The 12,975-nt window shown below is 56.0% G+C and carries 13 protein-coding genes; all 13 read left to right on the top strand.

Annotation, left to right across the window (positions count from 1 at the left end):
- The first annotated feature begins 44 nt into the window (after positions 1-44).
- The 13 genes from BQ8290_RS08370 to BQ8290_RS08310 all read left to right on the top strand — a co-directional run bounded on the left by BQ8290_RS08370 (position 45) and on the right by BQ8290_RS08310 (position 12,820).
- Positions 45-629: a TetR/AcrR family transcriptional regulator gene (locus tag BQ8290_RS08370; protein ID WP_337661229.1), complete on the top strand. Its 585-nt coding sequence runs from the start codon at positions 45-47 to the stop codon at positions 627-629.
- 188 nt (positions 630-817) lie between these two features.
- Positions 818-1,249, top strand: a complete 432-nt coding sequence (locus BQ8290_RS08365; RefSeq protein WP_337661228.1) for a gamma-glutamylcyclotransferase family protein — start codon at positions 818-820, stop codon at positions 1,247-1,249.
- Between the two features lie 190 nt (positions 1,250-1,439).
- Positions 1,440-1,643 (top strand): 50S ribosomal protein L35, encoded by a 204-nt coding sequence (gene rpmI, locus BQ8290_RS08360; protein WP_108792157.1) that lies wholly within the window; start codon positions 1,440-1,442, stop codon positions 1,641-1,643.
- Positions 1,644-1,668: 25 nt separating this feature from the next.
- On the top strand, positions 1,669-2,034 hold the full coding sequence (rplT, locus tag BQ8290_RS08355) for a 50S ribosomal protein L20 (protein WP_108789244.1): 366 nt from the start codon (positions 1,669-1,671) through the stop codon (positions 2,032-2,034).
- A 226-nt stretch (positions 2,035-2,260) separates the two neighbouring features.
- Positions 2,261-3,196: a helix-turn-helix domain-containing protein gene (locus BQ8290_RS08350; protein WP_108789242.1), complete on the top strand. Its 936-nt coding sequence runs from the start codon at positions 2,261-2,263 to the stop codon at positions 3,194-3,196.
- A 160-nt stretch (positions 3,197-3,356) separates the two neighbouring features.
- Positions 3,357-4,274: a helix-turn-helix domain-containing protein gene (locus BQ8290_RS08345; protein WP_108789240.1), complete on the top strand. Its 918-nt coding sequence runs from the start codon at positions 3,357-3,359 to the stop codon at positions 4,272-4,274.
- Positions 4,275-4,358: 84 nt separating this feature from the next.
- Complete coding sequence (pheS, locus tag BQ8290_RS08340; protein ID WP_108789238.1) at positions 4,359-5,459, top strand: phenylalanine--tRNA ligase subunit alpha; 1,101 nt, start codon at positions 4,359-4,361, stop codon at positions 5,457-5,459.
- Entirely contained in the window at positions 5,456-7,846 is a 2,391-nt protein-coding gene (pheT, locus tag BQ8290_RS08335; protein WP_108789236.1) for a phenylalanine--tRNA ligase subunit beta, read from the top strand. Before pheS ends, pheT begins: the two co-directional genes overlap by 4 nt.
- Before the next feature lie 30 nt (positions 7,847-7,876).
- Positions 7,877-9,400, top strand: coding sequence for a peptide chain release factor 3 (locus BQ8290_RS08330; protein ID WP_108792155.1), 1,524 nt, complete (start codon positions 7,877-7,879; stop codon positions 9,398-9,400).
- Between the two features lie 65 nt (positions 9,401-9,465).
- Positions 9,466-10,335: an alpha/beta fold hydrolase gene (locus BQ8290_RS08325; RefSeq protein WP_108792153.1), complete on the top strand. Its 870-nt coding sequence runs from the start codon at positions 9,466-9,468 to the stop codon at positions 10,333-10,335.
- An 18-nt stretch (positions 10,336-10,353) separates the two neighbouring features.
- The gene (locus BQ8290_RS08320; protein ID WP_108789234.1) at positions 10,354-10,923 is read left to right on the top strand and encodes a pyridoxamine 5'-phosphate oxidase family protein; all 570 of its coding nucleotides are present in this window, start codon (positions 10,354-10,356) and stop codon (positions 10,921-10,923) included.
- Positions 10,924-11,142: 219 nt separating this feature from the next.
- A complete protein-coding gene (locus BQ8290_RS08315) occupies positions 11,143-11,481 on the top strand; it encodes a P-II family nitrogen regulator (RefSeq protein WP_108789232.1) in 339 nt (112 codons plus the stop codon).
- 16 nt (positions 11,482-11,497) lie between these two features.
- Complete coding sequence (locus tag BQ8290_RS08310) at positions 11,498-12,820, top strand: ammonium transporter (RefSeq protein ID WP_108789230.1); 1,323 nt, start codon at positions 11,498-11,500, stop codon at positions 12,818-12,820.
- Positions 12,821-12,975: the final 155 nt, after the last annotated feature.

Here is a 12,975-nt window from a genome sequence, read left to right as displayed (position 1 = left end):
ATGGTCTGTTTTATATGCTTTGGGAGCTGTGTAAAGACACCGTCATGGTCAACCAGAAAGACAAGTCAGCCACGACTAGGGCCAGATTGCTCGAGACCTTTCGCAGCTCGCTTCTGTCCCGTGGGCTAGGTGCGACGACCGTTCAGCTAGTGCTAGAAGAAACCGACCTAAGCAAAGGGGCGCTGTATCATCACTTTCGAAGCAAGGATGACATCATCGAAGCAATCTATGTGCACGAGTCCCAGACCACGATTGAACGAGCGTTCAGTGGTGTTTGCCCGGACGAACCTCCCATGTTGCGCTTGAGAGATGGTTGCATCGCATGGCTGACTGAAATTCAGAATCAATCCACCGCCGCTATACTTCTAGACATTGGTCCTACGGCGTTGGGGTACAAAAAGGCGCGGCAAATTGAAGATAGAATCGGCATCGCTCGGATCCGCGAGTTACTGGAAGAGGCGAGAGACAACCGCGCGGTCGAGATCGAGGATGTCCAATTGGCGGCTTCTTTTATCAATTCTCTCGTCGCCGAGGCGACGCTCCACAGCGTGAGAACGGGCAAGGACGTGAGGCCATACCTATCGAACGCAATCAAGGCTTTGTTAGCAGGATGGGGCACTACCCCATGATCTCATGCCAGATACAGAGTTGAAGAGCTCGAAGATCGCTTGGCTCAACTAGGCCCATTTCAGAGGCCGCCATTCCATTTGCAGACGTTCCGCTTTCACCCCAATTTCGGCCTATCACGGATAGTTCGGTGATGGCTGATAGTTGCCGCTCTTAGACAGGCTCGGAGCTATTGGGTATGGGATCGGCCATGACCCGCTCACGACACCTCTTCTTTTACGGCGTTCTGCAAGACGGACTTGGCCCTGATGGCGGCGATTGGCCGTTTCTCGCGGGGCTGGGAATGGGTGCGCCTGCCACGGTTCAAGGCGCGCTGTATGCGATCCCTACTCCCAATGGCTGGCATCCTGCGTTGATCCCAACACAAGCGCGTTTTGCGACGATTGTGCACGGTGCAATCCACGACGCATCGGCGGTCGATATTGCGGCGGTCGACGCGTTCGAAGGGGCGGATTACACGCGTCAGCCCGTGCAAGTGGATGGATGGGACGGGTTCGGTGAGACCGAGGCGCAGGCCTATATTTGGACGGCTGATTTACCAGAGGGTGCCGAGCCAATTGCGCATGGAAACTTTGCGCAATGGATCAAAGAGACTGGTCGACCGATCTATTCGGGAGATTGATCGCAGCGTGGGGCGGTGGCCTAGATGGCTGCCCTCACGCGCAATTCGAGGTTGGCGCCGCGTAAAACGCTTGCCTCCTGCGCCCCCCGCGACTATTGGGCGCTCCTTCAACGACACGAATCAAGCGATCGGCCTGGCTAATAGGGCTGCCAGGGCTGGTTTGACGTGTCTCTGATCAAAGGAGATGAAAATGCCCAAGCTGAAGACCAAAAGCGGTGTGAAGAAACGCTTCAAAATCACCGCAACTGGCAAGGTCAAGCACGGCGTCGCTGGTAAGCGTCACCGTCTGATGAGCCACAATGCAAAGTATATCCGTCAAAATCGCGGCACTTCGGTTGCCTCGGATCCTGATTGCCGCACGATCAAAAAATGGGCGCCATACGGCCTCAACTGATCACGCCATTTAAGGAGATAAAGATATGCCTCGCATTAAACGCGGCGTGACCACGCGCCAGAAACACAAGCGGCTACTCGAACAGGCCAAAGGCTATCGCGGCCGCCGCAAAAACACCATTCGCGTTGCACGCCAAGCGGTCGAAAAGGCCGGTCAGTATGCGTATCGCGATCGCAAAGCCAAGAAGCGCAGCTTCCGCGCGCTCTGGATTCAACGCATCAACGCGGCTGTTCGCGCCGAAGGTCTGACATATTCGCAATTCATGCACGGCGTGAAGCTTGCGGGTATTGAATTGGACCGCAAAGTCATGGCCGATTTGGCCATGAACGAAGAAGCAGCGTTCAAAACGGTTATCGCTCAGGCGAAAGCCGCGCTTCCCGCCGAAGCGTAATGCGCGTGTAACCGCGCGAGGCAACGTTGTTCGTCAACGTTGATTGCGGGTTCACAACGATATTGAAAAGGGCCTTGGCGCGATCATCCGCTCCAAGGCCCTTTTTGTTGGAAAAGAGGCCGCGGATTGAGAGTGCGGGCAGCGAGCAACATCGCAAACCTGTTACTTCTTGTAAGATCGCGCCACGAGCCTTGTAAGATCGCGCCAAATCGGTCAGACCGAGCGGATGGGGGAACCGTCAGGCACATTCCGGGTCAGGGCCGAAGATGAATCGCGCAGCGATGATTCGCGCTATTTGGTGCGCAGCCGTTTCTACAATCCGCCGCCGCAATTCGATGGTTGCTTCACGACTTTCTATCAATTCGCTTTCGATTGCGAAGATGGAACCTCGATCGAGGATTATCTTCAACCCGAATGGGGCAACATCCGCTTTTTCGGTCATTCCGCGCCGCGCGCGAAAATTGGCGATTCCGTGGCAGAAGGCGCGCGTTTTACCGCGACTGGGCCCAGCTCGCTCCCGTGTGAGTTTAGATTGTCGACGACCCGCATGTGGGGCATCGGATTCTTGCCTTTGGGGTGGGCGCGATTTGTGGATGCCGATGCGGTCGATCTGACGAATTCGGTGTGCGACGGGGCCAAACATCCCGTCTTTTCGAAATTCGACTGCTTGTCCGATGTGTTGTGCGATCCTTCGATCTCGACCGAAGATCAATTGGCGTTTCTCCATGAAAATTTGGAGCGGTTGATGAAGCCCAATCGTGACGAGCCCAAAATTATGCGAATCCACACCGCTTTGGTCAGTGGAGAGCATCATGTGGTGGGTGATTTGGCTGCACAATGCGGAATGAGTATCCGCACCTTGGAGCGCATGTGCCACCGCTATTTCGGCTTCACGCCCAAATTGCTGCTTCGCCGCCAACGTTTCATGCGCAGCCTATCGAGTTTTATGCTTCAGCAAGGATCGCGTTGGACAGAGGCGATGGATGAAGAATATCACGATCAAGCTCAGTTCACGCGTGAATTCACCCAATTCATGACGATGACGCCCAGCAAATACGCATCGCTTGATCATCCGATTTTGGCTTCCTTTATGGAAGCGCGCGCCCGGGTTTGGGGCAGTGCGGCACAAACCTTGGACCAACCTGTTCGAGAGGCCGACTAACACGGCGAGCAATCGGTGGCCGGGAAAGTTGCAGTTTCCCTTTCGTTTCCCTACCCAAATTCAAGTACGGCTTAGGCGGCTGTAACAAGGCCCAAGACTGGGGTTGCCCGACCTTTGCATCCGATTGGTGCTGGGTTGGTAGGAGGAAAGGAAGCGATCAGTGCACGCTGAATTGGGCAATGCGATTGCTATCAGGTTTGCGCTGCCTAGCGCAGAGTTGGCCCCTTTCGTCACTACGTATTACCACACTCAGGCGACCACATCGCCGCATGAGCAGGTGCTGGAAGACTACCTTCATCCCGAATGGCCCAACCTAAGGTTTATGGATTCCGGCTGGGCGCAATCGGCAGTGGGGGATGACCCTCTTGCCTATTCGCCGGCATTTTCGGTTACGGGGCCAACCAGCCGAGCGACCAAGTTTCGGATCACCACTGGCAGCAGTTGGGGCATTGGGTTGATGCCGTTGGGCTGGGCCGCTCTTATCGATTCGCCTGCCTTTGACTACGCCGATTGCATAACCGACGGGAACACCGATCCGGCATTTACTGCGTTCCGACCCTTGGCCAAGGCATTGGCCAACAGCAGCGGTGAGCACGCCGAAGAACTTGCTCTGATTGAAGCGCATATGGCGAGTTTGATCCCGCGCGAACCGCCTGCAAATGGTGCCATGCGCGCGATTGGGGCAATCAATGCGGCTTTGGTCGATCCCGAACTGTCGATGGTGAGCGATCTGGCGGATCGAGTGGGAATGAACATCCGATCACTTGAGCGTTTGTCCAAGAGAGCCTTTGGCTTTACGCCCAAATTGCTGCTGCGGCGCCAAAGGTTCCTTCGGTCCCTGTCGCAATTTATGATGGACCCGTCACTGAAATGGCTCAGCACGCTTGATTATCAATACCATGATCAGGCCCATTTTGTACGTGATTTCAAGCGTTTCATGGGAATGAGTCCAAGCGCGTATGCGAAATTGGACAAACCGTTTCTGGTCGCAGCGGCGCAGGCGCGCATGGCGATTGCGGGTGAAGCGGTTCAGGGCCTTCACGACCCTACCAACGCAGCGGAATCCGGCGAATCCTGATTAACCACCATTGCCGCTTTGCAAGTGAGCGCAATTGGCGCTAGCGGACCGGCTTACCCAAGCAAGGGCCGAAGCAGGCAAGACATGACCGATTTAACATCCCAGAAAGACGCAAGCCTCGCCGCAATTGGCGCGGCCACCACGCTCGATGCGTTAGAAGAGCAACGCGTAGCCGCGCTCGGCAAGAAGGGCTGGGTCAGTTTGGCGCTTAAAACTCTGGGTCAAATGAGCCCGGATGAACGCAAAGAAGCGGCTCCCGCCATTCAATCGGTGCGCAGCGAATTGGCGACTGCGATTGATGCGAAGAAAGCGGCGCTGGAATCGGCCGCATTGGAAGCGCAATTGGCCAGTGAGACGATCGATCTTACGCTCCCCGCGCCGGCGACGGCCCAAGGATCCATTCACCCGGTTAGTCAGGTGATGGACGAATTGGCCGAGATTTTTGCCGATCTTGGCTTTGCGGTTGCGACCGGTCCCGAGATCGAAGACGATTGGCACAATTTCACCGCGCTCAATATGGATGAAAGTCATCCCGCGCGCGCGATGCACGACACGTTCTATTTTCCCGATGCAGCGGCGGATGGCGGCAAGATGCTGTTGCGGACCCACACATCTCCCGTCCAGATTCGGAGTATGAAAGAACAGGGCGCGCCCATCCGCATTATCGCGCCGGGCCGGGTCTATCGCAGCGACAGCGACGCGACTCACACGCCGATGTTCCACCAAGTCGAAGGCTTGGTCGTAGATCGGGGTATTCACCTTGGCCATCTAAAGTGGACGTTGGAGACTTTCTTCAAGGCGTTCTTTGAACGCGAAGACATCACTTTGCGCCTTCGCCCATCCTATTTCCCGTTCACCGAACCCAGTGTCGAAGTCGATGTCGGCTATTCGAATGAAGGCAACCGCAGGGTTGTTGGCGGACACGGCGATGCCGATGGGCATGACTGGATGGAATTGGGCGGAAGCGGCATGGTCAATCGCCGCGTTCTTGAGATGGCCGGTGTCGATCCCGATGAATATCAGGGGTTTGCCTTCGGCTTGGGGATCGATCGGATCGCCATGCTCAAATACGGGATGAACGATCTGCGCGCGTTCTTTGACGGCGACCCTCGATGGTTGGCCCATTACGGCTTCTCACCCTACGACCAACCGACCCTTTCCGCCGGCGTGGGAGTATCGTCATGAAATTCTCGCTCACATGGCTAAAAGACCACCTCGAAACCGATGCATCTTTGTCTGAAATTACCGATGCGTTGAACGCGATCGGTTTGGAGGTTGAAGGCGTCGAAGACCCAGCGCAGCGGCTTGCCGGGTTCACCGTGGCCAAAGTGTTGACAGCAGCGAAGCATCCCGATGCTGATAAGTTGCAGGTCCTTACCGTGGACACCGGCACTGGCGAACCGCTTCAGGTTGTTTGCGGCGCCCCCAATGCGCGCGCCGGTATGACAGGCGTTCTAGGCCAACCGGGAGCGGTTGTACCGTCCAACGGGATGGAGCTTCGCAAGAGCGCCATTCGCGGTGTCGAATCAAACGGCATGATGTGCTCCGTCAAAGAATTGGAGCTGGGCGAAGATCATGACGGCATTATCGAATTGCCCAATGATGCGCCGGTTGGGCACAATTTTGCCGATTATCACGGATCATCGCCGGTTGTTGATGTGGCGATCACGCCAAACCGTCCGGATTGTATGGGTGTGTATGGGATTGCGCGCGATCTTGCTGCGGCGGGTCTCGGCACGCTGAAACCGATTGCCATTCCCAACTTCGCCGCGAACGGTGCCTGCCCGGTTGAGATCCGGACGGAAGATGCCCAAGGGTGTCCGGCGTTTTACGGGCGTGTCATCACTGGCGTTAAAAATGGCCCATCGCCGGATTGGCTGCAACAGCGGCTTACCAGTGCGGGGCAGCGCCCAATTTCTCTTTTGGTCGATCTGACCAATTACCTCATGCTGACATTTGGCCGTCCCGCGCATGTCTATGACCTTGCCAAACTTTCCGGCGCTGTGGTTGCGCGCAGAGCCAAGAATGGCGAGCAAGTGTTGGCTCTGAACGAAAAAACCTACACGCTCGACGACAGTATGGTTGTCATTGCCGACGACACTCAGGTGCATGACATTGCCGGCATTATGGGCGGTGAGGATTCGGGGGTTCAGAACGACACGACAGATGTCTTGCTTGAGATCGCCTATTTTGAACCGTCACGCATTGGCGTAACCGGGCGCACTTTGGGTTTGGCATCCGATGCCCGCACCCGATTTGAACGCGGTGTTGACCCAGAATTCCTGCAAGATGGCCTTGACCTCCTAACCGGACTTATCGTCGAATTGGCGGGCGGAACGCCAAGCGAAGACGTCCATGCCGGTACCGCGCCAAACGAAGCGAAGGTTGTTGCATTCGACACCGGCCTGACCGCACGATTGGGCGGCGTCGACGTCCCAGCCGATGAACAGCGCCGCATCCTCGAAAGTCTCGATTTCGCGGTTGCAGACGATTGGAACGTAACCTGTCCTCTGCGCCGCAATGACATCGAAGGGCCAGCCGATCTGGTCGAAGAGGTTGTGCGCATTCACGGCCTTGATGCGGTGGAAAGTGTGGCCCTGCCGCGCATGGAAGGCGTCGCGCGACCAACGGCCACACCGGAGCAGCAGCTGGAGCGGAAACTTCGCCGCGCTGCAGCGGGAGCGGGCCTAAATGAAGCCATCACATGGTCGTTTATCTCCGAAGCTGAGGCGGCCACGGTCGGCGGTGGTCATTGGACGTTGGAAAACCCAATCAGCGAAGAATTGAAGGTCATGCGACCCTCGCTTCTTCCCGGATTGCTATCCGCATTGAAGCGAAACTTGGATCGCGGTGGATCATCGATCCGATTGTTCGAAATTGGCCGACGCTATCTTGCTGATGGTGAATATCCGGCGCTTGTCTGTGTGATGGCGGGGAACAAGACAGACCGAAATTGGGCCCAAGGCAAGGCTGTTCCGTTTGACGCATTTGATGCCAAATCAATGTGCTTGGAACTGTTGCGAGCCGCCGGGGCTCCTGTTCAAAAACTGATGGTGATGGACGAGGCCGGAGATTTTTATCACCCTGGCCAATCGGCCACTTTGCGGCTTGGCCCAAAGAACGTTCTTGCCAGTTTTGGCGCCATTCATCCGGCTATGCTCGACACGTTCGGAATTGACGTTCCCGTTGTGGCATGCGGCATTCACCTCGACGCAATCCCGGCAAAGAAGGCAGGCGGTAAAGGAAAGGGGGGAGCGATCAACTTCGCCCGGCCCAGTTTCACCCCACCGGCATTGCAAGCGGTCACGCGTGACTTTGCCTTCCTCGTTCCAACAACGTTGGCGGCGGGTGACCTGCTGCGCGTCGTGAAGGGTGCAGACAAGGCCAACATCGTCGATGCGCGGGTGTTTGACCTGTTCACGGGCGAGGGCGTCCCCGAAGGGCAAAAATCGATAGCGATTGAAGTGACCCTGCAACCGCAGGACAAAAGCTATAAGGACGCCGATCTCAAAGCGATTACCGATGCGGTCGTCGCAGCGGCGGCCAAACAGGGGGCGGAACTGCGCGGTTAATCCGTTGCGCCCGATAAAATCATGTCCGATATCGCAAACTCCCGTCGCACCTTTGCGATCATTTCTCACCCGGATGCCGGTAAGACCACGCTGACGGAAAAGCTCCTGCTGCAAGGCGGGGCGATCCACCTTGCAGGCGAGGTTAAGGCGCGCGGACAGCAACGCCGTGCCCGTTCTGACTGGATGAAGATTGAGCAGCAGCGCGGGATCTCTGTCACCTCTTCCGTGATGACGTTTGAGAGAGAAGGCGTTACCTTCAACCTGCTTGATACGCCGGGTCACGAAGATTTCTCCGAAGACACCTATCGCACGCTAACCGCCGTCGACAGCGCCGTTATGGTGATCGACGCGGCCAAAGGTATCGAACCGCAGACGCGCAAATTGTTCGAAGTGTGCCGGTTGCGCAATCTGCCGATCATCACTTTCGTGAACAAAGTTGACCGCGAGGGTCGCGATCCTTTTGAGACGCTGGACGAGGTGGCCGATATGCTTGCGCTGGACGTCAGCCCGCAAGGGTGGCCGATCGGCATGGGCGGACAGTTTGAAGGGATTTTGGACTTTTCGACCGGTGAAGTCAGCCGTCCCGAAGGGCCATCCAAAGAGTTTTTGGGCACACGTGATGCCAATCCGGAGATTCCGCCTGAATTCGCCGAAGAGGCGGAATTGGCGCAAGTCGGTTATCCCGAATTCGACATGGACGCCTATCGCAGCGGCGATTTGACGCCAGTCTTCTTTGGATCGGCGCTCAAGAACTTTGGCGTTACCGAACTGATCGAGGCCATCGCCAAATTTGCACCGCCTCCGCGGCCGCAACCGGCGGGTGATGACACGATCGCGCCGAACCATGAAGAGGTCACAGGCTTCATCTTTAAAGTTCAGGCCAATATGGACCCCAATCACCGGGATCGGATCGCGTTCATGCGTCAGGTGTCCGGTACGTTCAAACGCGGCATGAAATTGACGCCATCCGGGCTGGGTAAACCGATTGCGGTTCATTCGCCGATCCTGTTTTTTGCGCAAGACCGAGAGATCGCCGACACGGCCGAAGCGGGCGATATTATTGGCATCCCCAATCATGGCACCCTGCGTGTGGGCGACACTTTGTCAGAAAAAGACACGGTGCGTTTCACCGGCCTACCCAATTTTGCGCCCGAAATTCTGCGGCGGGTCCAATTGAAAGACCCGACCAAGACCAAGCAACTTCGCAAGGCGCTTGATGATTTGTCCGAAGAGGGCGTGATCCAAGTGTTCTACCCAGAATTGGGCGCGCAGCATGTCGTTGGCGTGGTCGGTCAATTGCAACTTGAGGTTCTGATCTCAAGATTGTCGGCTGAATATAAGGTTGAGGCCGGGCTTGAGGCGTCACCGTTTGCCACAGCGCGTTGGGTTAAGGGCGAACAGGCCGCGCTTGATGAGTTTGAGGGCTTTAATCGTGCGAACCTCGCCCGAGACCGTGACGGCGACTTGGTCTTCATGGCCAAGAGCCCTTGGGACGTGAATTATCAGGTTGAGAAGAACCCCGACCTGACATTTTCTGCCACGAAAGAGCGCTGATCCGAGGGAAAGCGGACTTGCGGCTTCTGTAAGATCGCGGCAAAGCCTTGTGCATGACCGCAACGATATCTTCTTCGGGGCCAACCTCGCAAACCTTCATCTCTCAACGCCTTCGCCTCAGCTATGAGGATTGGGGTGGCAGAGGCAAACCACCTCTCATCTTGGTCCATGGCGGTCGCGATCACGCCCGCAACTGGGATTGGACGGCAGAGGCGTTGCGCGACGAATACCACATCATCGCTATCGATCATCGCGGGCATGGGAACAGCGAATGGGTGTCCGATGGAAACTACAGTTCCAACGACATGGTCTATGATCTGGCGCAATTGATCCATCAGCTCGGCGTTGGTCCGGTGCGGATTGTGTCGCATTCGATGGGTGGCAATGTAGCCCTACGTTACACCGGCATGTTCCCCGATATGGTGACGAAATTGGTCGCGATTGAAGGGCTTGGTCCCTCGCCAGAGGTGCGCGCGAAACAACGCGAAACTCCATACCCCCAACGGGCGGCCGAATGGATCGCGAAAAAGCGCAAGGCCGCCGGGCGCACGCCGCGCAAATATGAAAGTATTGAGGCGGCCTTCGCCCGGATGATCGAAGAAAACTCTTATTTGACCGAGGCACAGGCGCGCCATCTCACCATTCACGGGGTAAACCGCAATGAAGATGGCACCTACAGTTGGAAATTCGACCCGCATCTGAATGTGTGGGGTGTCGAAGATGTTGCCGACGAATTTCTAGAGGCGATGTGGGGAGCCATCACGTGCCCCACTTTGCTATTGTACGGTGCAGATAGCTGGGCATCCAATCCGGAAAAGGATGGCCGGATTAAGCACTTTAAGACAGCCGAAGTGATCGAATTCGAAAAGGCCGGGCACTGGCTGCACCACGATCAATTCGACAAATATATCCGCGTTTTGCGCGACTTTTTATAAGGTTTTAGGAGAACCGACATGGCTGAATTTTTCGACGCGCTTGATCCCAAACATGTGGCGATGATCGAAAAACAGCCGGTGTTCTTTGTGGCCACCGCCGCCGCCGATGGACGGGTCAATCTTAGTCCAAAGGGGTACGATGCGTTCCGTGTGTTGGGCCCCGGAAAAGTCGCCTATCTTGATCTTGGCGGCTCTGGCAATGAAACGCATGCCCATCTTGTGGCGCCGCAATCCGATGGCGGTCGGATAACGATCATGTTCTGCAATTTCGAGCGCCCCGCTTTGATCCTGCGCATTTATGGGCGGGGGACGCCTGTCCTTCCCCAAGATGATGGATGGGATGCGTTGGCGGCGAATTTTACATTGATGCCGGGCACGCGGCAGATTTTTGAGATCGATATTGAAAGCGTCCAAACCAGCTGTGGTTGGGGGGTTCCCTTTATGTCGATGGAGGGTGAGCGTGACACTCTAAAGAAAGCGCATCGTCAAATTGGCGCCGATGCATGGATGGATAAGACGTCCAAACGCACGACCAGTATCGATGGCCTGACCACCCGCCCGACGACGCGATATATTGCCGGCGAGTGAGTCCAAGCGATAGAACATAACAAAGAGCGCGGTTTCTAAGCACATAAACCTACCCGACTGCCTAAAAAGTAACCAAGAGGTTAAAAATTGGGCAGTCTTTTTTGTGCAACTGCGAAAGAATGGTCGGAATCCGTCGCGTCGCCCCCGTTTGAGTAAAGTGGCACGCCCCTTGCTATCCATTGTTCAGCCGGATGTGCCGGTACAACAAAGGGGGCACGGATGAAGTTCATCATCGCCATCATAAAACCATTTAAGCTCGATGAGGTCCGCGAAGCGCTGGGCTCAATCGGGGTCGCCGGGATGACTGTTTCTGAAGTCAAAGGGTTTGGTCGCCAAAAGGGCCAAACCGAGATTTATCGCGGCGCGGAATATTCCACCAACATGTTGCCAAAGGTGAAGCTCGAAATCGCTGCCAGCGACGACATCGCCGCGCAGGTCGTTGAAACAATTCAACAGACCGCAAACACCGAAGCCATTGGCGACGGTAAAATCTTCGTACTCGATCTTGCTTCGGCAACCCGAATTCGCACCGGCGAATCCGGCGAAACCGCACTTTGATTCAGGAGAAAAACCGATGAAAAGACCTCTCCAGAAATTCGCTGCGTTGGCGGCAGGTGCGATGATCTTCGCCGAACCTGCGCTGGCGGCTCCTGCTGCTGTTCCGAACCCCGGAAACAACGCATGGATGATGACGGCGACCGTTCTTGTTCTATTGATGATTATTCCCGGCCTGACGCTGTTCTATGGCGGTCTAACCCGCTCTAAAAACATGCTGTCGACCATGACACAAATCGGCGCGACTGCCGCTTTGGCAATGTTGGTTTGGGTCATGTGGGGCTTCTCCCTCGCATTCGGCTCAACCCCGATCGAAGGCTTCCTTGGACAGTTTATCAGCTCGGGAAGCTACTTCCTGTCTGGCATGTCGGCTGAAACAACCGCTGCGACCTTCACCGATGAAGTCATCAGTGAATACGTCTTTGTTAGCTTCCAAATGACTTTTGCCGCGATCACTGCGGCTCTGATCTTGGGTGCAACGGCCGAACGCATGAAATTCAATGCTGTGATGCTGTTCGTGCCAATCTGGTTGACGATCGTGTATTTCCCGATTGCTCACATGGTTTGGGCTGGTGACGGACTGCTGTTTGCCGCTGGTGCGCTCGATTTTGCTGGTGGTACCGTAGTGCACATCAATGCGGGTGTATCGGGTCTAGTGCTTGCTTACTTGCTTGGCACTCGTCGGGGTTATCCGAATGAGCCAATGCCTCCACACAGCCTCACCATGACTATGGTCGGCACTGGCTTGCTGTGGGTCGGTTGGTTCGGCTTCAACGCCGGTTCGGCGCTCGAAGCTGATGGCTTTGCTGGTCTTGCCATGATCAACACATTCGTCGCCACCGCTGCTGGTGCGTTGACATGGATGGTGATTGAACGCGCCATGGGTCACAAAGGCTCTGCGTTGGGCTTCTGCTCAGGCGTTATCGCTGGTCTTGTTGCGGTTACCCCCGCAGCCGGCAACAGCGGGCCGTTCGGTGCGATCCTGCTCGGCATTCTGTCGTCAGTCGTTTGCTACTTCTTTGTCGCTAAGGTCAAAGCCAAGTTCGGCTATGACGATTCACTGGACGCCTTTGGCATCCACGGCATTGGCGGCATCGTTGGCGCCATTGGCACAGCGATTGTCTATCAACCATTCCTCGGCGGTCCTGGTGACGGTTCAACCGGCATTGGCGCACAACTTTGGATCCAAACCGAAGGCGTGATTATCACGATCCTATGGGCCGGTATCGGCACTCTGATTGCTGGATACGCTGTGAAGCTTTTGATCGGTCTACGGGTATCCGAAGAGACCGAAGTTGATGGCCTCGACATCGCTGAACACGGCGAACGCGCCTACAACTAATCAACCAGTTTGGCGGGGGAGAGGTCTTTTCTCTCTCCCCTTTCCCCCGCCAACCGACGTTCCTCCTGCGAACGAATAGACTCAGTAAGGCCGGGACGGGTAACCGTTCCGGCCTCTTTTTTGCCATGCCAACACAGGTATGACTTCATAGCCTT

Source organism: Erythrobacter sp. Alg231-14 (assembly GCF_900149685.1).
Lineage (GTDB): Bacteria > Pseudomonadota > Alphaproteobacteria > Sphingomonadales > Sphingomonadaceae > Erythrobacter.
This window is presented reverse-complemented; position numbering and strand designations above follow the sequence as displayed.